Here is a 17,523-nt window from a genome sequence, read left to right on the forward strand (position 1 = left end):
CACTCTGACTGCCATCACGTTCCGCGATAACCTGCCGCCGTGTACGAGCCCCACCAGCTGAGGACGTTTCTCGCCGTCGCGCAGACGCTGAGCTTCACGCAGGCCGCGCGGCGGCTGGGGCTGCGGCAGTCCACGGTCAGCCAGCACGTGCGGCGCCTGGAGGAGGCGACCGGGCGGCCGCTGTTCAGCCGGGACACGCACAGCGTGCGGCTCACCGAGGACGGCGAGGCGATGCTCGGCTTCGCCCGGACGATCCTGGCCGCGCACGAGCGCGCGGCCGCCTACTTCACCGGGACCCGGCTGCGCGGGCGGCTGCGGTTCGGCGCCTCCGAGGACTTCGTGCTCACCCGGCTGCCGGAGGTGCTGGAGTCCTTCCGGCGCGACCACCCGGAGGTCGACCTGGAGCTGACGGTGGAGCTGTCCGGCACCCTGCACAGACGGCTGGAGGCGGGCCGCCTCGACCTGGTGCTGGCCAAGCGGCGGCCGGGCGACACCCACGGCGAGCGCGTCTGGCAGGACGCCCTGTGCTGGATCGGTGCGCCGGGGCTGCGGCTGGACCCCGGCCGGCCGGTGCCGCTGATCCTCTTCCCGCCGCCGGGCATCACCCGGGCCCGGGCGCTGGAGGTCCTGGAGGAGCACGGCCGGCCGTGGCGGATCGCCTGCACCAGCGGCAGCCTGAGCGGACTGGTCGCGGCGGCCCGGGCGGGGCTCGGCGTGATGGCCCACACCCGCGGCCTGGTCCCGCCGGGGCTGGCGCCGCTGCCGGCCCGGTCGGGGCTGCCCGAGCTCGGGCCGGTGGACTTCGTGCTGCTGCACGGCGGGCGGCGCCCGGCCGCCCAGGAGGCGGCGGACGCGCTGGCGGCGGCGATCCTGGCGAGCGGACTCAGCCCGCGTACGTCAGCTGCTTGACCTGGCGCAGTATGGGGGCCGTCTCGACGTGGCGGACGCCTTCCAGGGTGCCGAGCTTCTCGCTCAGATACGTGTAGAGCCCGCCCGGGTCGCGGCAGATGACCACCGCGACGAGGTTGGCGGGGCCCGAGGTCGCCCCGGCGAAGGCGACCTCCGGGTGCGAGGCGAGGGCCGCGCCCACGGCGGCCAGCGCCGAGGGCGCCACCGTGATCCACAGCAGCGCCCGGGTCCGGAAGCCGAACCGGGTCGTGTCGAACTCGACGTCGATGAACAGCGCGCCGCGGCGCAGCAGCTGGTCCAGGCGCCGCTTGACGGCGGACTCCGAGCGTCCGGTGGCCTTCTGGAGCTCGGGGTAGCCCGCTCGCGCGTTGCGCCCGAGCGCGGCGATCAGGGCCAGGTCCTCCTCGTCGAGCCGGACCGGCCCGGCCGGGGGCTCCACCGGCTCGGGCAGCAGCGCGGCCCGCTCCTCGGCGGTGAGCGCGGAGTCCTTGGCGAACCAGCCGAGCGGGCCGCCGTAGAACCGGTGGAGCAGCTGGTGGGCGCCGATCTCGACGATGCTCGGCGTGCGCGGCAGCTTGCCGAGCAGCAGCGCCTCGTGGTCCTCGGGCCGGCGCGCCTCGGTCGTGCAGACCACCTCGGTGCCGCCGGAGGTCAGCCCGATCCAGGCGGTGTCGGGCCGCCGGGCCAGCGCGGTGGCGATGGAGACGGACGCGTCGGGGGTGCAGCGCAGCCGCAGCATCCAGCGGGTGTGGCCGAGCCGTTCGGGGTCGCGGACGCCGACGACCCTCAGCTCACCCTCCGCGTACAGCCTGCGGTAGCGGCGGGCGACGGTCTGGTCGGAGACGCCGAGCACGGCGGCGATCCGGCTGAAGGGGGCCCGGCCGTCCAGCGCGAGCGCGCTCACCAGCCGCTGGTCCAGCTCGTCGAACTCGGGTGAATCCATCGCCTTGAGCCCTTCCGGTGTCGGATTCCTGCGTCCTGGACGGACTGGGTGGAACTTCGGTCCGGTCGCCGCCGATCGTACGGGACGACGAAACGAACAAGCTCGGAGGAATGTGATGCGCAAGTGGGGGCCGCTGGTCGCCGTGTCGTTGGGAACCTTCATGCTCCTGTTGGATGTCACCATCGTCACGGTGGCGCTCCCGGACATGGCGAGCTCGCTGGACGCCTCGTTGTCGAGCCTCCAGTGGGTGATCGACGTGTACGCGCTGGCGCTGGCCGCGCTGCTGCTCGGCGCGGGCGCGGGCGCCGACAAGGCGGGGCGCCGCAAGTTCTACGCGGCGGGCACGGTGCTCTTCGCGGGCGCCTCGCTGGCCTGCGGGCTCGCGGGTGACGCGGGGACGCTGATCGCGATGCGCGCGCTCCAGGGCGTGGGCGCCGCCGCGATGTTCGCCACCACGCTGCCCCTGCTCGGCGCCGCCTACCAGGGCCGCGACCGCTCGGTGGCGCTCGGCGTGTGGGGCGCGGTGAACGGCGCCGCGGCCGCGCTCGGCCCGATCCTGGGCGGGCTGCTCACCGAGGGCTTCGGCTGGCGGTGGATATTCTTCGTCAACCTCCCGGTGAGCGCCGCCGCGGTGTGGCTGACGGTCCGGGTGGTCCCGGAGTCCAAGAGCCCGGCGGGCGGCCGCACCGACTGGACGGGCACCGTCCTGTTCGCGCTCTTCGCCGGAGCCCTCACCTACGGGGCCGTCAACGCGGGCTCCGACGGCTGGGGCGACTCCCGCACCCTGCTCTCCTTCGCCGTCTCGGCTGCCGCGCTGGTGGCGTTCGTGGTCGTGGAGAAGCGCACCGAGCGGCCGCTGATGGATCTGTCGCTGCTGCGGCGCCCGGCCTTCGTCGGTGTCCTGGTGGCGGCCCTGGCGCTGAACTCCGCGGCCTTCGGCGTGCTCCCGTACACCTCGATCTGGCTCCAGACTCTCCTGGACATGAGCCCGGTGACCGGCGGTCTGGCGCTGGTGCCGCTGGCGCTGGCCTCGTTCGTGACCTCGGCGCTCGGCGGCCGGTTCCTGCACGGCGTCTCGCAGCGGCTGCTGATCTGCCTCGGGCTGCTGCTCATCGCCCTCGGGCTGTTCGGCCAGGCGCTGCTCGACGCGGACTCCGACTGGACGTCGCTGGTGGCCGGTCTGGTGGTGACCGGTGTGGGCGTGGGCCTGGTCAGCCCGGCGCTGGCGTCGGCGGCGCTCGCCTCGGTGCCGCAGCGCAGCAGCGGTATGGCGACCGGCGCGATGAACACCTTCCGCCAGCTCGGCTACGCCGTCAGCATCGCGGTGTTCGGCACCCTCGCCACCTCCCGGATGGCCGACTCGCTGCACAGCGCGCCCGAGGCCCGGGCGCTCGCGGGCGGCGCGGCCGGTTCGCTGCGCGGCCACGTCCCCGATGAGGCGCTGCACACCGCCTTCGCCTCGGGTCTGAACGGTGCTGCGGTGGCGGCCGGGGCGCTCGCCGTGGTGGCCGGGCTCGCCGTGTTCGCGCTGGTACGGACGCCGTCGACCGCGCCCGCGCAGGTACGGACCAACGGTGCGATCCCGGTAGAGCGGGCGTGACCAGGTCGTACAGATTCCGTGGAGAAAAAACGGCCCGCTACTGACTCCAGGGTCAGAATGCGGGCCGCACGGGCCCCACAGGACCGCGTCCACGGTGCTGACCTGTGGTGATGGCCGTCACTGCCGCACTTGACCGTATTCCTTGACGCCCCTCCCGTCGGGACCCCGGGTGGGGTACCGTCACCGGCGCTGTGCGGAGCGCCACAAGGAGCAAGGTATTGCGCGAGTTCACTGTCCCACCCATGGCGACGGCGCCGCACGTCGGCGGGCTGGCGGACGTGGTGTTCGACCACGCCCTGGACGATCCGGACCGGATCGCGCTGGCCCGCAAGGACGCGGCGGGCCAGTGGCAGGACGTGAGCGCGGCACGCTTTCGCGACGAGGTGCTGGCGCTCGCCAAAGGGCTGATCGCGGACGGTGTGCGGTTCGGTGACCGGGTCGCGATCATGTCCCGTACCCGCTACGAGTGGACGCTCTTCGACTTCGCGCTCTGGTCCATCGGCGCCCAGCCGGTGCCCGTCTACCCGACCTCCTCCGCCGAGCAGGTCTTCTGGATGCTGCACGACTCCGAGGTCACCGCGTGCGTGGTCGAGCACGAGGACCACGCCATGACGATCGGCTCGGTCGTGGACCGGCTGCCGCACCTCAAGCGCCTGTGGCAGCTGGACGCGGGGGCGCTCGCCGAACTCCTCGCGGCGGGCGCGCAGATCGACGACGACGTGGTGCACCGCCACCGGCGCGCGGTCACCCCCGAGTCGACCGCGACCGTCATCTACACCTCCGGCACCACCGGCCGCCCCAAGGGCTGTGTGATCACCCACGCCAACTTCATGTTCGAGGCGGACACCATGGTCGCCCGCTGGGAGCCGGTCTTCCACTCCCGCCCCGGCGACGAGGCCTCCACCCTGCTCTTCCTGCCGCTGGCGCACGTCTTCGGCCGGATGGTGGAGGTCGCCGCGGTCCGGGGCCGGGTCAAGCTCGGCCACCAGCCCGCGCTCTCCGCCTCCGCGCTGCTGCCCGACCTCCAGTCCCTGCGGCCCACCTTCATCCTCGCGGTCCCGTACATCTTCGAGAAGGTCTTCAACGCGGCCCGCCGGCGCGCCGAGGCGGACGGGCGGACGGGGCCCTTCGACAAGGCCGTCGAGATCGCGGTGAAGTACGCGGAGGCGATGGAGCAGAAGGCCTTCGGCCAGGGCCCTGGGCCGTCGGCCGCGCTGCGGATGCAGCACCAGTTCTTCGAGAAGGTCGTGTACGGCAAGGTCCGCGAGGCGATGGGCGGCCGGGTGCGGCACGCCATGTCCGGCGGCTCCAGCATGGGCCGCCGCCTGGCCCTGTTCTTCGCGGGCGCGGGCGTGACGATCTACGAGGGCTACGGTCTGACCGAGACCACCGCCGCCGCCACCGCCAACCCGCCCGAGCGCACCCGGTTCGGCACGGTCGGCCTGCCGGTGCCGGGCACCACCGTGCACATCGCGGAGGACGGCGAGGTGTGGCTGCACGGCGGCCAGGTCTTCTCCGGCTACCTCAACGAGCCCAAGGCGACCGAGCGGGTCCTCAAGGACGGCTGGCTGGCCACCGGCGACATCGGCGCGCTCGACGAGGACGGCTATCTGACCATCACCGGCCGCAAGAAGGAGATCCTGGTGACCTCCGGCGGCAAGAGCGTCTCGCCGGTGGCCCTGGAGGAGCGGGTCCGGGCGCACCCGCTGGTCGCCCAGTGCATCGTCGTCGGCAACGACCGCCCCTACATCGCGGCCCTGGTCACCCTCGACCAGGAGGGCGTGGACCACTGGCTGGCGATGCGCAACAAGCCGTCGATGACGGCGGCGGAGCTCGTGCGCGACCCCGACCTGGAGACCGAGGTGCGGCGCGCGGTGGTGGCCGCCAACACCCTGGTCTCCCAAGCCGAGCAGATCCGTACCTTCCGGATCCTCGCCCATCAGTTCACCGAGGAGCACGGTCTGCTCACCCCGTCGCTGAAGCTCAAGCGGCGGGCCATCGAGGAGGCCTACACGGTGGAGGTGGACGCCTTGTACCGCTGAGCCGTCGCGGTACAGGGCGCGCCGCCCCCGTGTCGGGCAGCCGGGTGGCCGCCTTGCGGCCGGATCACCTGATCAGCACGTTGAAGACCTTGTCCGAGCCGTCGGGCCATCACGGCACCCAGTAGTTGCCGGACGCGACGATCATGGACTGGAGCTGGACGCTGGCGCCGTAGTAGAGCTTCGGGTCCACCGGGGTGGCGGCGAGCTTGCCCCACAGCGCGTCGAGCCAGGTCTGCGAGCCGGGGTCGGTGAGCGCGGTGACGGCGAAGGGGGCGGTGAACGCCATGTCGTCGCCGCTCTCGAAGACCGAGCCGCTGAGGCGGTACCCCGTGGCGATCTTGTTCGGGTCGCCGCCCGTCTTGGCCCTGATCCAGCCGTTGAGCTTGCGCGCCGAGGCGAGCGAGGCGGCGTCGCCGCTGGTCACCGCGTCCGTACCGATGCGCCAGGGGTCGCGGCAGGCGTTCCAGCCGAAGTCGCCGTCGTGGGAGCTCTCCAGCACCTTGCCGGACGCGGGCCTGGGCGTCTTGTCGGTGCCGACGACGAAGTCGGCGAGCAGCCCGGTGGAGGCGGCGTACTGGGACTGCTGCGAGGTGATCAGCTTCTGGTGCGCGGTACGGATGGTGTCCCAGCCGCTGTCCCCGGTAGCGGTCCGGAACGCGCGGAAGTGGTCGATCATCCAGTCCGAGGAGCGGGTGATCCAGTGGTGGGACTCGCCGGAGTCGGACCAGTCACCGAGCAGCGTGAGGTGGGTGGTGGCGTTGACCTCGCTCTTCTTGATGGCGGCGATGTGCTTCACCGCCAGGTCCTTGTAGTCGTACGTCCCGCCGCTCCCCCACTGCCGGTCGGCGAGCAGCAGTCCGTACGCCACGTCGAGGTCACCGTCGGTGGCCGAGTCGGAGCCGTCGACGCTCCGGCAGGAGGAGTCCTGCTCGGCGGCGAGCAGATGGGAGTTGTTCACGGACGGGTGGGCCAGGGTGTATTTCACCAGGCCGTCGAAGATCTTCCGGGCGTCGGCGTCCGCCCCCGCCATCAGGGCGGTGACGACCATCCCGTACCCCTGCCCCTCGGCCACATAGGGGTGGTCGGCGTCCGGCGAGAGCACCTGGTACCAGCCGTTGCCGCAGTTCTGCTTCACGAACGCGGCCTTCCACGCCTTGTACGTGGCCACCACCTGCTGGTCCACCGCGGCTTGCGGGCCGCTGGGCTTCAACGTGCCCGCGGTGTACGGGAACTGGTGGCTGCCGAAGGGAACGGCCGGTCCGGCGTTCGCCGCGACCGCTGGCTGGGTGGCGGCGAGCGCGGTGACCAGGAGGCCCGCCACGGCGACGAGTGAGCCGGCCACGGGGAGGCGGCGGCGCGGGGACTGCTGCTGGGTCATCTCCACTCCCTCAGCCGGTGTACTGGACGACGATCTTGGTGAAGGCGTAGGGCGCCTGGGATATCCCGCTGCACGAGTCGCCGCTGCCGCCCGAGCCGCACTGCCGGTCGCGGTTGACCGACCAGAAGGCGAACCGCGCGATGTGGTGCTGCCGGGCGTAGCCGAGGACGGTCTGGAAGTCGCCGGTGGTGACGGTCTCGCCCGCCTCGTCGGTCTTGCCGTTCATGGAGGAGACCCCGATGTGCCGGTACGCGGTGTCGTCGCCGTAGCCGTACGCGCTCTTCACTGCGGCCTTCAGCCCTTCGAGGGCGCTCACGGTCGCCGAGCCCATGGAGCCGCTGTGGCCGCCGAAGTCGAACGGCATGATCACCCAGCCGTCGTTGGCGAGACCGGTGGCGGCGCCCTTCTTGATGAGGTCCTTGCCGTTGGCGTCGGGCCCGCTGGGAGTGGTCCCCATGGTCACGTAGGTGACGAGGCCGGGGTTGTCGCTCTTGACGATCTTCAGCGCGTCGACGACCCGCTTGCGTACGGTCGCGTTGGAGAACTCAGTGTCCTCGATGTCGATGTCCAGCGCCTTGAGGTGGTACGCGTTGATCACCTTCTGATAGGCGCCGGCCAGCGCGGAGGCGCTGGTGCACTTCTCGCCGAGCTTGTTGCCGCTCCAGCCGCCCACGGAGATGACGACATCGCCGCCCGCGCCCCGGATGGCGTTGATCGCGGACTGGTCGGAGCCACCGGTGAGCGCCCGCGACCCGTCCCACTTCGGGTTGCAGCCGCCGTCGGAGAGGATGAAGGCGAGGGTGAACCACTTGACGCCGGTGGCGGCCATGACGTCGGTGGGCTTCTGGGGGTTGCCCCAGCCCAGGTACTCGTAGGGGGCGGCGGCCATGGTGCCCGCGGCGAGCGGCGGGGAGGCCACGGTCTTGGGCGCGGACGACGCGTCGGCGTGCTGCCCGGACGCGACGAGGGGCAGGGCGAGACAGCCGAGGCCGGCGGCGACCGCGGCGGCGCGGCGTCGGGGAGCGGCAGTGTGCATGGGGGGTTCCTTCCAGAAGGGGCGAACAGGTGGGGGGTGGCGGCATTCAGGCGGGGAGGTGCGGCGGGCAGGCAGGAGGCTTGCCGCGTTAGGAAACTTTCCTAACCAGCACTGCATAGCAGCGCCTGTGAGGCCTGATGTCAATGGTTCGCGCAGGCCCAACTTCCTTCACCACTGCGCCGGTTGGGGGGTTTGTGGCGAGTGGGCCCGGGATCAGCCCCGGTGGATGCGCCCCGTTTCCGCCGGAGCCGCCGTCGCGTACGCCGAGCCCAGCCAGCTCTCGTCGATCCGCAGCCGCATGTCGGCGTGCCAGAAGCCGCCGTCGGCGGTGCGGGGGTAGGTGTCCAGCCGGTCGCGGATCTTCTTGGCGGCGATCCGGTAGCGGTCCTGCCCGGTCTCGTGGTGCAGGATCACCAGGAGCCGGCCGGCCTGCATGCTGTCGAGGCGGCGCGGGCCGTCGTCGACGTGGTCAGGGCGACCGACCAGTCCGTGGCGGCGCACTCGTCGGAGCCGGGCGCCGCTCGACTCGGGGTGACGGTGGCGGCGGCCGGCGGGCTGTCGTCATGGTCACCTCATGGGGACGTCTGGGGTGGCCACGTGCTCAGGAGTCGGCCAGGCCGCCGTTTCGTCCGATGTTTCCTTGTGTGCGTTCATGAGGGCGTGCCTGCCTTCCGTATCTTCGTGGGGGTGGGTTTCAGGTATGAACCCGGTACGGCATATGCGGGGCAGTGGGGAGCATGGCGTTCACAAGGATGTACTGCGTTCAGCGATGTGCCATAGAGTCGCGTCTCGTCTCGGTGTGGTCAATGGTCTGAACCGAGAAGGTCGGATCTGTAGCGCGGTGATTCAGCCATGGGCAGGATGGGAATTGTTGCGTCCGCGTGATCGTTGACGTTCTGAGTACCAACCGACGACGTAAAGGATCGACCGCTCGTGAGCAAGGTCCCCTCCATCACCCTCAACAACGGCGTCGAGATGCCGCAGCTCGGTTACGGCGTCTGGCAGGTGCCGGACGACGAGGCGGCGCAGGCGGTCGCGACCGCGATCGAGACCGGATACCGGTCGATCGACACGGCCGCGATCTATGAGAACGAAGTGGGCACCGGCAAGGCGATCGCGTCGTCCGGGGTGGCCCGCGAGGAGCTCTTCGTCACCACGAAGCTGTGGAACGGGAAGGGCGAGACGTGGACGCGGGACGGCGTGCTGCGCGAGTTCGACGCGTCCCTGTCGAAGCTGGGCCTCGACTACGTCGACCTGTATCTGATCCACTGGCCGCGCGCGATGCGCGAGGACTACGTCACGATCTGGCGCGCGTTCGGGGAGATCGCCGCGAGCGGGCGGGCCAAGGCGGTCGGTGTCTCCAACTTCAAGGAGCCGCATCTGCGGCGGGTCATCGACGAGTCGGGCGTCGTCCCAGCGGTCAACCAGGTCGAACTGCACCCGCAGCTGGCCCAGCCCGGGCTGCGCGCGTTCCACGCCGAGCACGGGATCGCGACCGAGGCGTGGTCGCCGCTGGGGCAGGGCAAGGGGCTGCTCGAGGTCCCGACGATCGTGGCCATCGCGCAGAAGTACGGGAAGACCGCGGCGCAGGTGGTGCTGCGCTGGCACCTTCAGCTGGGCACGATCGCGATCCCGAAGTCCGTGACGCCGTCGCGTATCGCGGAGAACTTCGATGTGTTCGGGTTCTCGCTCGACGCGGAGGACATCGCGGCGATCGCGGCGCTGGACGAGGCGAAGCGGCTGGGGCCGGATCCGGACGAGTTCGACTTCTGAGCCACGGGCCCCTTGCGGGGTGCCGTGCGGGTGTGGGGTGCGGTGTGGTGGCGTTGTCGTTCGTCTGCGGGCCGTAGGTGGCTGGTCGCGCAGTTCCCCGCGCCCCTGAGCGGGGCGGGCGTTGCCCGGGACGGCTGGCTCGGCCGGGCGGTGGCGTTGTCGTTCGTCTGCGGGCCGTGGGGGGCTGGTCGCGCCGTTCCCCGCGCCCCTGGGGGGTTGGGGCGTGGGGAAGCGTGTGCGGCGGCCCGGCATGGGCCGTCGGGTGGTCAGGTTGCGCGCCTCGCCGTGTGGATCGAGCGGGCCGCCAGGAGGAACACGTCCGGGCGGTGGGTGAGGCCCGCCGGGTCCCGGGGGTCCATCAGGCGGGCCAGTACCGCCGCGTCCTCCGGAGAGAGCTGGTCGCCCACCGTCTCCGAGGTCCGGGCGAACGCGTAGACCACCTGGTCCCGCACCGCCGGCGCCAGCGGCGCCGGGTGGTCGACCAGGAAGCTGCGGGTGGCCGGGGACACCAGGCCCACGGACGTGAGCAGGGCACCCCAGTCCTCGGTCTCCTCCTTCGCGTCCGGCAGCTCCGCCCGCATCCGGGCGAACCGCTCGTCCACCAGCACGTCAATCCTGGCCTCCAGACCGGGCTTCCCCATGCCGATGTCGCGGGGCAGCCGGCGCGTGGGCAGACCGCCCTCCGCGAGGGCCACCGTGCCGCCCGGCCGCAGCAGCCGGGCGAACCCGGCGAGCGCGGCCCGCTGGTCGCCCAGGTGGTGCAGCGAGTTGCCCGCCCAGATCAGATCGGCCTCGCCCAACTGGCCGAACCCCGCAGGGAGTTCCGTCTCGATCGTACGGACGCGGTCACCGAGGCCCAGCCGTTCCGCGCGGGCCAGCGCATGGCCGAGGAGCGCCCGGTTGCCGTCCACGGCGACGACCTCCGCCTGCGGGAAGGCCTCCGCGAGCAGACAGGTCACCACACCGGGCCCACTGCCGATGTCCAGGATCCGCCGCACCTCGGTGTCGGGCCGCTGTCCGCCGATCCAGGCCGCCGCCTCCCGGTAGGCGCCCGAGAACAGCTCGGCCTCACCCACAAGGAGCGGGAGCAGGGCCTCCCAGTCGAAGTCCGCCCAGCCGTGGCCGTGGCTGTGGCCGTGGCCGTGGCCGTGACCATGACCCTGGGCCTGGGCGTGGGTGCCGCGGTGGGTTGTGTCGTGGCTGTGCCGGCCCTCGTGGCCGCGTGTGTCGCTCATGGCCCCACCCTGCCCCCGGCCTCCGCCGAAGCGGGAATCCCTTTGCCGTTTCGGCAATTCGTCCGGTGTTCCTGCGGGCTCAGACCCCGTACCCGCTTGAACGCGGCACTCAGCGCGAACGCGCCCCCGTACCCCACCTGCCGCGCGATCGCCTCGACCGTCGCGTCGCCCTCGCGCAGCAGGTCCGCCGCGAGCGCGAGCCGCCAGTTCGTGAGGTACGCCATCGGGGGCTCCCCCACCAGCTCACCGAAGCGCCGGGCCAGACCGGCCCGGGAGACCCCGCACTTCGCGGCGAGCGCGGCCACCGTCCACGGGTGCGCGGGGTCGTTCTGGAGCAGCCGCAGCGCCGGCCCCACCACCGGGTCGCCCATCGCCCGGTACCAGGCGGGCGCGTCGGCGCCCGGCCGGTTGAACCAGGCCCGCAGCACCGCGATCAGCAGCAGGTCCAGCAGCCGGTCGAGGACGACGCTCTGGCCGGGCTCGTCCTTGGAGATCTCCTCGTCGAGCAGCGGCATCACCGAGCAGCTCCACTCCTCGGCGGTGAGCACGAGCAGCGGGGGCAGCGCGTCGAGCAGCCGCCCGCTGATCTCGCCCTCCATCAGATACGTGCCGACCAGCATGGTGACCGAGCCGTCGGCCGCGTTGCCCCAGGTCCGTACGCCCAGTTCCATCGACTGCGCCAGCGGCTCGCCGCGCAGGGTGGTGCACACGCCGCCCGGGCCGATCCTGGTGGACGGTTCGGCGTCCGGGGCGTGGGCGACGGTGTAGGGGTCGGGGCCGCGGACGATGACGATGTCACCGGCGCGCGCCAGGACCGGCCGCCCGGAGGCCGGCACGATCCAGGCCTCTCCCCGGGTCGGTGACATCAGACAGATGGGCGCCCGGTCCTCGATCCGCAGGGACCACGGCGGGTCCATCACCATCCGCAGCAGAAACGCCCCTCGGGCGCGCGGTCCGTCGAGCAGTCCGGCGAGTGCGTCCATGGGCCCGACCCTATCGGCCGCGCGGAAACGTGGACGCAGACGTATGCGTATGAGCCCCTGGCGCATGGAGAGTCCAGGCCGCACCGACGAGTCTGGACACATGACGAACACAGAGCAGGACGCAGCCCGGGCCGTCGAGCAGAACGCCGCCCGGGCCACGGGACAGAATGCGGCCCAGACCACCGACCTGAACACCGATCTGAATGGCCGTCAGGTCAGCAGTTCCCCTGCCGGGACCGTGCTCGTGACCAGTGGCACCGGCAAGACCGGGCACCGCGTCGTCGAACGGCTCACCGCGCTCGGTGTGCCGGTCCGGGCGGGTTCGCGCAGCGGTGAGGTGCGCTTCGACTGGACGGACGAGTCGACGTGGGGGCCCGCGCTGGCGGGTGCCGACTCCGCCTACGTGGCGTACTCGCCGGACCTCGCCGCGCCCGGCGCGGTCGAGGCGATGCGGTCCTTCGGCGAGCAGGCGAGCCGGCAAGGGGTGCGGCGCCTGGTGCTGCTCTCCGGGCGCGGTGAACCGGAGGCGGTGCTCGCCGAGGACGCGCTGCGCGCCTCGGGCGCGGACCTCACGGTCATACGCTGTGCCTTCTTCGACCAGAACTTCAGCGAGGGCGCGCTGAGGGAGGCCGTGCTCTCGGGCGAGATCGCGTTCCCCGCGGGCGACACCGCCGAGCCGTGGGTGGACACCGACGACATCGCGGACGTGGTGGTCACGGCCCTCACCGAGGACGGACACGCGGGCCTCACCCATGAGTTGACGGGGCCTCAGCTGCTCACCCTGGACGAGGTCGCGGCGGTGCTGTCCAAGGCGACCGGCCGGCCCGTGCGGTATGTGCCGATGACCGGGCCGCGGTACGCGCAACTCCTGGTGCGGTACGGTCTCCAGGAGGGGGAGGCGCGGTGGCTCGCGGAGCTGTTCACGACGCTCCTCGACGGGCACAACTCCTCGACCACGGACGGCGTCAAGCGCGTCCTGGGCCGCGAGCCGAAGGCGTTCGCCGACTTCGCGCGGGACGCGGCGGCGGCCGGTGACTGGCAGGGCTGAACACCCGCCCGCCCAACCGGCCCGGTACCCGTCGTTCACCGCCTCGGGTGCCCCGCCGACCACCCCGACCGTTGATCTCAGGCCACGTGACCAAAACCTGCCGTGACCAACACCACGCCCTCCGTGAGCGTCCGATTACCGCAATCGGGGCCTGCCGTCGGGTGACCGCCATTCCTTCGCACTAGGTTTTCGTCTGTCACCGCATTGACGGCACGCCGCGACGAAGGAAGCTGAACCGATGGACGAGAACGAATCCCTGGCGGAGCGTTTCGAGGAGAACCGCCCGCGCCTGCGGGCGGTCGCCTACCGGATGCTCGGCTCGCTGAGCGAGGCGGAGGACGCCGTCCAGGAGGCCTGGCTGCGGGCGGACAGCTCCAGCGAGGGCGTGGAGAACCTGAGCGGCTGGCTGACCACGGTCGTCTCGCGGGTCTGCCTCGACATGCTGCGCTCGCGCCAGGCCCGGCGCGAGGACCCGCTCGACGTCCATGTGCCCGACCCGATCGTGGACCGCCCGGACCGGGTGGACCCCGAGCACGAGGCGCTGCTCACCGACTCGGTCGGGCTCGCCCTGCTGGTCGTGCTTGACACGCTGGCCCCGGCGGAGCGGCTGGCGTTCGTGCTGCACGACATGTTCGGCGTGCCCTTCGAGGAGATCGCGCCGATCGTGGACCGCGCCCCGGCGGCGACCCGGCAGCTGGCCAGCCGGGCCCGCCGCCGGGTCCAGGGCCGGGCCGTGCCGGACCCCGACCTGAACCGGCAGCGCAAGGTCGTCGACGCCTTCCTCGCGGCGGCGCGCGGCGGCGACTTCGAGGGCCTGCTCGCCACGCTCGACCCGGACATCGTGCTCCGCGCCGACTACGGGCCGGGCTCGCTCACCCCGTCCAAGACGGTGCTCGGCGCCCACGCCGTGGTCCAGAACGCGCTGTCCTTCGCCCAGTACGCGCAGTTCGCCCGCCCCGCGCTGGTCAACGGCGCCATGGGCGTGGTCAACGCCCCGGAGGGCCGCACGATGGCGGTGCTGGGCTTCACCGTCCGGGACGACCGCATCGTGGAGATCAACATCCTGGCCGACCTGGAGCGGCTGGCCGACCTCGATGTGGCGGCGCTCGACGCGTGACCCCGGCGCCTCCCGGGGCCGACGCGCCCCGGGAGGGAGTTCGCTCCCGGGCTCTCAGCCCGCGCCGTGGCCCGGTGCGATCGCCTCCACGCGGTGGGCGAGCTCGAAGTCCTTCTCGGTGACCCGGCCGCCCGCGTCATGGCTGTTCACGGTGAGCGCCACCGTGTTGTAGCCGAGGGTGAGTTCCGAGTGGTGGTTCAGCTCGTCCTGGATCTGCGCGATGTGGATGACCATCGCGGTGGCCGCGAAGTGCGAGGTCAGGCGGTAGGTGCGGGCGAGGCGCTCCTCGCCGTCCGGGAGCGACCAGCCCGGCAGTTCGCGCAGGCGGTCCTCGATGTCCTTCTGCGACAGCGGCTCAACGGGCATGACCGGACTCCTTACGAGGTGGTGACGGTGCGGAGTGGAGCGCGCCATCCGCGACTCCGTCTCCGTAGCGTCGCCCCTATGCGTGTACTTGTCACGGGAGGCGCGGGCTTCATCGGCTCGCAGATCGTCACGGCCCTTACTGCCCGGGGCCATGAACCAGTCGTCCTCGACCGCGCGGTCAGCCCCGCCGACGACGTCCGCGACCGGGCGGCCGTCGCCCGGGCGCTGCGCGGCGTGGACGCCGTCTGCCACCAGGCCGCGATGGTCGGCCTCGGCACGGACTTCTCCGACGCGCCCGACTACGTGTCCTGCAACGACCTGGGCACGGCGGTGCTGCTCGCCGCGATGGCCGAGGCGGGGGTGCGGGACCTGGTGCTCGCCGGGTCGATGGTGGTGTACGGGGAGGGGCACTACGCGTGTCCGCGCCACGGGCCCGTACGCCCGGGGCCGAGGCCGTACGAGGAGCTGGCGGCGGGGCGCTTCGAGCCGCTGTGCCCGCGCTGCGGCGCGGAGCTCGCGCCGGGCCTGGTCGGCGAGGACGCGCCGACCGACCCGCGCAACGTGTACGCCACCACCAAGCTGGCCCAGGAGCATCTGGCGGCCGCCTGGGCGCGTGCCACCGGCGGGCGCGCGGTCTCGCTGCGCTACCACAACGTGTACGGGCCGGGGATGCCGCGCGACACGCCGTACGCGGGGGTCGCCTCCTTCTTCCGCTCGGCCCTGGCGCGCGGCGAGGCACCCCGGGTCTTCGAGGACGGCCGCCAGCGGCGGGACTTCGTCCACGTACGGGATGTGGCGGCGGCGAACGCGGTGGCCCTTCAGGCCCTGCCGGAGCGCCCGCCGGGGGCGCTCACCGCGTACAACACGGGCAGCGGGACCCCGCACACGGTGGGCGAGATGGCCGCGGCGCTGGCGGACGCGTACGGCGGGCCGGCGCCGGTGGTGACCGGCGAGTACCGGCTCGGGGACGTCCGCCACATCACGGCCGACTCGGCGCGGCTGCGCGAGCAGCTCGGCTGGCGTCCGGCGGTGGGGTTCGCGGAGGGGATGGCGGAGTTCGCGCGCGCGGAGCTGCGGCCCGCGGTGGGGTGAGACCCCGTCAGAGCGGGTGTGCCGGGCGGCGGGCCAGGGACGGGGTCCAGCGGCAGGCTCTCAGGAGCCGGCCGCCGGCAGGATCAGCTCGAAGCGGCAGCCGCCGTGCACGTTGTGGACGGCGGCGCTGCCCGCGTGGGCCTCGACGATGCCCCGCACGATCGCCAGGCCCAGGCCCGCGCCGCCCGGCGGGGTGCGCGCCTCGGTGCCGCGCCAGCCGGTGTCGAAGACACGGGTCAGATCGTCGTCGGGGATGCCGCCGCAGCCGTCCGTCACCGACAGCACCACGGACTGGGCGCGCGCCTCGGCGGCGACCGCGACCGTGCCGTCGGCCGGGGTGTGCCGGATCGCGTTGACCAGCAGGTTGGCCAGCACCCGGGTCATCTCCTTGCCGTCCACCTCCACCGGGACCGGCTCGACGCGGTCGCCGACCAGCCGTACGCCGTGCTCCCGGGCGAGCGGGTCGGCGCCCGCCAGCGCGTCGCCGATGAGGTCGTGGACGGACATCCGGGCCGGGTTGAGGGCCAGCGCCCCGGCGTGGATACGGGAGAGCTCGAAGAGGTCGCCCACCATGCCGTTGAGGCGCTCGACCTCGGTGCGGATCTGCCGGAAGTAGCGGTCGGGGTCCTTGGCCATGCCGTCCTCCAGGGCCTCGGCCATCGCCCGCAGCCCCGCGAGCGGGGTGCGCAGGTCGTGCGAGATCCAGGCGACGAGCTCGCGGCGGGAGGTCTCCAGGGCGCGTTCGCGCTCGCGGGAGGCGGAAAGCTTGGCGCTGGTGGCGGCGAGCTCGCGGCTGAGCGCGGCGAGCTCGGCGGTGGCCGGTCCCTCGGGCGCGGCGAAGCTGCCGCCGTCGCCGAACGAGCGGGCGGCCAGGGCGAGTCGGCGGCTGCTGGTGACGACCCGGTGGCCCAGGACGAGCGCGGTGGCCAGCGAGACGGCCGCGGCCATCGCGATGACCAGGGTGACGACCTTCAGGTCGTGCGAGGACAGGAACATCTCCCAGGCCACGGCGAGCGTTCCGGCGAGCATCGCGGTGACCGCGACGGCGGCCACCACGGCGAGCGAGGCGGTCACCGACCGGTGGCGCAGCAGCCGCAGCGCGAGGGCTCCGAGCAGCCCGGCCGCGGCGGCGCCCAGGAACGCGTAGACGGCGATGAGCAGGACGTCCTTCATGTCAGAACCCCTCGCCGGACGGGGCAGGGCTCTCCGGCTCCTCGAAGCGGTAGCCCACCCCCCACACCGTCTGGATGAGCCGGGGTTTGGCCGGGTCGTCCTCGACCTTGCCGCGCAGCCGCCGCACATGGACGGTGACGGTGGACAGGTCGCCGAACTCCCAGCCCCACACGTCCTGCATCAGCCGCTCGCGGGTGACGGCCTCGCCGGGGTGGCTCATCAGATAGGCGAGCAGGTCGAACTCCCGCAGGGTCAGGGCGAGCTCGGTGCCCTGTTTGACGGCCCGGCGGGCGGCCGGGTCGAGGACGATGCCCGCGCGCCGCACCGGCGGCCCCGGCCGGGCGTCGGCGGCCCTGCTGCGGCGCAGCACCGAGTCGACACGCAGCACCAGCTCGCGCGGGCTGAACGGCTTGGTCACATAGTCGTCCGCGCCTATCTCCAGGCCGAGCACGCGGTCGTCCTCGTCGCCGCGCGCGGTGAGCATGATCACCGGTACGGGTCCGGTGCCGCGCAGGGTGCGGCAGACCTCCAGGCCGTCCATGCCGGGCAGCATCAGGTCCAGGACGACGAGGTCGGGGCGGCGGGCCCCGGCGGCGCGCAGGGCGGCGGGGCCGTCACCGACGTGCTCGACCTCGTATCCGGCGCGTTCCAGATAGCCGGTGACCACCTCGGCCACGGTCGGGTCGTCGTCGACGACGAGGATGCGGGACCGGTCACTGTGCATGGCCACAGGGTCGCATCCGGCGGGCGCCCGCGTCGCCACCCGGATGGCGGAGCCGGGACGATGTCCCTGTTTCGTAAGAACCCGAAGTCCCGGTTTGTCCGCCG

At 72.6% G+C, this 17,523-nt stretch carries 15 protein-coding genes and 1 pseudogene; 7 read left to right on the forward strand and 9 right to left on the reverse strand.

Translation table 11 applies throughout. The features are described from left to right. Positions 1 to 39 precede the first annotated feature (39 nt). A complete protein-coding gene (locus ABD236_RS34145) occupies positions 40 to 909 on the forward strand; it encodes a LysR substrate-binding domain-containing protein (protein ID WP_344081378.1) in 870 nt (289 codons plus the stop codon). Here ABD236_RS34145 and ABD236_RS34150 read toward each other — a convergent pair. Then, positions 884 to 1,852 (reverse strand): Lrp/AsnC family transcriptional regulator, encoded by a 969-nt coding sequence (locus tag ABD236_RS34150; RefSeq protein ID WP_344081381.1) that lies wholly within the window; start codon positions 1,850 to 1,852, stop codon positions 884 to 886. The genes ABD236_RS34145 and ABD236_RS34150 overlap by 26 nt on opposite strands. A gap of 115 nt (positions 1,853 to 1,967) precedes the next feature. On the opposite strand from ABD236_RS34150, the gene ABD236_RS34155 reads away from it, so the two are divergent. Together ABD236_RS34155 and ABD236_RS34160 are read left to right on the forward strand one after the other, a co-directional pair. Next, positions 1,968 to 3,452 (forward strand): MFS transporter, encoded by a 1,485-nt coding sequence (locus ABD236_RS34155; RefSeq protein ID WP_344081384.1) that lies wholly within the window; start codon positions 1,968 to 1,970, stop codon positions 3,450 to 3,452. Between the two features lie 242 nt (positions 3,453 to 3,694). Further along, positions 3,695 to 5,494 carry an AMP-dependent synthetase/ligase gene (locus ABD236_RS34160; protein WP_344081387.1) on the forward strand — a complete coding sequence of 600 codons (1,800 nt, stop codon included), beginning with the start codon at positions 3,695 to 3,697 and terminating at the stop codon, positions 5,492 to 5,494. A gap of 109 nt (positions 5,495 to 5,603) precedes the next feature. Here ABD236_RS34160 and ABD236_RS34165 read toward each other — a convergent pair whose 3' ends face one another. The 3 genes and pseudogenes from ABD236_RS34165 to ABD236_RS34175 form a co-directional block, all read right to left on the reverse strand. Next, positions 5,604 to 6,872, reverse strand: a complete 1,269-nt coding sequence (locus ABD236_RS34165; protein ID WP_344081390.1) for a family 8 glycosyl hydrolase — start codon at positions 6,870 to 6,872, stop codon at positions 5,604 to 5,606. Between the two features lie 10 nt (positions 6,873 to 6,882). Continuing rightward, positions 6,883 to 7,908, reverse strand: coding sequence for a chitinase (locus ABD236_RS34170; protein ID WP_344081393.1), 1,026 nt, complete (start codon positions 7,906 to 7,908; stop codon positions 6,883 to 6,885). Positions 7,909 to 8,166: 258 nt separating this feature from the next. After that, a pseudogene (locus tag ABD236_RS34175) lies at positions 8,167 to 8,352 on the reverse strand (glycoside hydrolase family 88 protein); the annotation flags it as partial. A gap of 489 nt (positions 8,353 to 8,841) precedes the next feature. On the opposite strand from ABD236_RS34175, the gene ABD236_RS34180 reads away from it, so the two are divergent. Continuing rightward, a complete protein-coding gene (locus ABD236_RS34180; protein ID WP_344081395.1) occupies positions 8,842 to 9,681 on the forward strand; it encodes an aldo/keto reductase in 840 nt (279 codons plus the stop codon). A 266-nt stretch (positions 9,682 to 9,947) separates the two neighbouring features. Here the strand turns inward: ABD236_RS34180 and ABD236_RS34185 are convergent, their stop codons facing one another. Together ABD236_RS34185 and ABD236_RS34190 are read right to left on the reverse strand one after the other, a co-directional pair. Next, positions 9,948 to 10,916, reverse strand: a complete 969-nt coding sequence (locus tag ABD236_RS34185; RefSeq protein WP_344081398.1) for a class I SAM-dependent methyltransferase — start codon at positions 10,914 to 10,916, stop codon at positions 9,948 to 9,950. Then, positions 10,913 to 11,899: an AraC family transcriptional regulator gene (locus ABD236_RS34190; protein WP_344081401.1), complete on the reverse strand. Its 987-nt coding sequence runs from the start codon at positions 11,897 to 11,899 to the stop codon at positions 10,913 to 10,915. Before ABD236_RS34190 ends, ABD236_RS34185 begins: the two co-directional genes overlap by 4 nt. A gap of 100 nt (positions 11,900 to 11,999) precedes the next feature. Between ABD236_RS34190 and ABD236_RS34195 the strand changes: the two genes are divergently transcribed. Beyond that, on the forward strand, positions 12,000 to 12,947 hold the full coding sequence (locus tag ABD236_RS34195) for an NmrA family NAD(P)-binding protein (protein WP_344081404.1): 948 nt from the start codon (positions 12,000 to 12,002) through the stop codon (positions 12,945 to 12,947). 238 nt (positions 12,948 to 13,185) lie between these two features. Next, positions 13,186 to 14,064 carry a sigma-70 family RNA polymerase sigma factor gene (locus tag ABD236_RS34200; RefSeq protein WP_344081407.1) on the forward strand — a complete coding sequence of 293 codons (879 nt, stop codon included), beginning with the start codon at positions 13,186 to 13,188 and terminating at the stop codon, positions 14,062 to 14,064. A 54-nt stretch (positions 14,065 to 14,118) separates the two neighbouring features. Here ABD236_RS34200 and ABD236_RS34205 read toward each other — a convergent pair whose 3' ends face one another. Continuing rightward, positions 14,119 to 14,430, reverse strand: coding sequence for a 4a-hydroxytetrahydrobiopterin dehydratase (locus ABD236_RS34205; RefSeq protein ID WP_344081410.1), 312 nt, complete (start codon positions 14,428 to 14,430; stop codon positions 14,119 to 14,121). Between the two features lie 78 nt (positions 14,431 to 14,508). Between ABD236_RS34205 and ABD236_RS34210 the strand changes: the two genes are divergently transcribed. After that, positions 14,509 to 15,522 carry an NAD-dependent epimerase/dehydratase family protein gene (locus ABD236_RS34210; RefSeq protein WP_344081413.1) on the forward strand — a complete coding sequence of 338 codons (1,014 nt, stop codon included), beginning with the start codon at positions 14,509 to 14,511 and terminating at the stop codon, positions 15,520 to 15,522. Between the two features lie 60 nt (positions 15,523 to 15,582). Here ABD236_RS34210 and ABD236_RS34215 read toward each other — a convergent pair whose 3' ends face one another. Together ABD236_RS34215 and ABD236_RS34220 are read right to left on the reverse strand one after the other, a co-directional pair. Then, entirely contained in the window at positions 15,583 to 16,695 is a 1,113-nt protein-coding gene (locus tag ABD236_RS34215) for a sensor histidine kinase (RefSeq protein WP_344081417.1), read from the reverse strand. 1 nt (position 16,696) lies between these two features. Next, positions 16,697 to 17,419: a response regulator transcription factor gene (locus ABD236_RS34220; RefSeq protein WP_344081420.1), complete on the reverse strand. Its 723-nt coding sequence runs from the start codon at positions 17,417 to 17,419 to the stop codon at positions 16,697 to 16,699. Positions 17,420 to 17,523 lie beyond the last annotated feature (104 nt).

Source organism: Streptomyces crystallinus (genome assembly GCF_039521265.1).
In the GTDB taxonomy this organism is placed as follows: Bacteria; Actinomycetota; Actinomycetes; order Streptomycetales; family Streptomycetaceae; genus Streptomyces; species Streptomyces crystallinus.

What these genes read in the sequence shown, in the direction of transcription:
- ABD236_RS34150 (WP_344081381.1), bottom strand. Translation starts at nt 1,852, where the DNA reads ATGGATTCACCCGAGTTCGACGAGCTGGACCAGCGGCTGGTGAGCGCG.
- ABD236_RS34155 (WP_344081384.1), top strand. Translation starts at nt 1,968, where the DNA reads ATGCGCAAGTGGGGGCCGCTGGTCGCCGTGTCGTTGGGAACCTTCATG.
- ABD236_RS34160 (WP_344081387.1), top strand. Translation starts at nt 3,695, where the DNA reads ATGGCGACGGCGCCGCACGTCGGCGGGCTGGCGGACGTGGTGTTCGAC.
- ABD236_RS34165 (WP_344081390.1), bottom strand. Translation starts at nt 6,872, where the DNA reads ATGACCCAGCAGCAGTCCCCGCGCCGCCGCCTCCCCGTGGCCGGCTCA.
- ABD236_RS34170 (WP_344081393.1), bottom strand. Translation starts at nt 7,908, where the DNA reads ATGCACACTGCCGCTCCCCGACGCCGCGCCGCCGCGGTCGCCGCCGGC.
- ABD236_RS34185 (WP_344081398.1), bottom strand. Translation starts at nt 10,916, where the DNA reads ATGAGCGACACACGCGGCCACGAGGGCCGGCACAGCCACGACACAACC.
- ABD236_RS34190 (WP_344081401.1), bottom strand. Translation starts at nt 11,899, where the DNA reads ATGGACGCACTCGCCGGACTGCTCGACGGACCGCGCGCCCGAGGGGCG.
- ABD236_RS34195 (WP_344081404.1), top strand. Translation starts at nt 12,000, where the DNA reads ATGACGAACACAGAGCAGGACGCAGCCCGGGCCGTCGAGCAGAACGCC.
- ABD236_RS34200 (WP_344081407.1), top strand. Translation starts at nt 13,186, where the DNA reads ATGGACGAGAACGAATCCCTGGCGGAGCGTTTCGAGGAGAACCGCCCG.
- ABD236_RS34205 (WP_344081410.1), bottom strand. Translation starts at nt 14,430, where the DNA reads ATGCCCGTTGAGCCGCTGTCGCAGAAGGACATCGAGGACCGCCTGCGC.
- ABD236_RS34210 (WP_344081413.1), top strand. Translation starts at nt 14,509, where the DNA reads ATGCGTGTACTTGTCACGGGAGGCGCGGGCTTCATCGGCTCGCAGATC.
- ABD236_RS34215 (WP_344081417.1), bottom strand. Translation starts at nt 16,695, where the DNA reads ATGAAGGACGTCCTGCTCATCGCCGTCTACGCGTTCCTGGGCGCCGCC.
- ABD236_RS34220 (WP_344081420.1), bottom strand. Translation starts at nt 17,419, where the DNA reads ATGCACAGTGACCGGTCCCGCATCCTCGTCGTCGACGACGACCCGACC.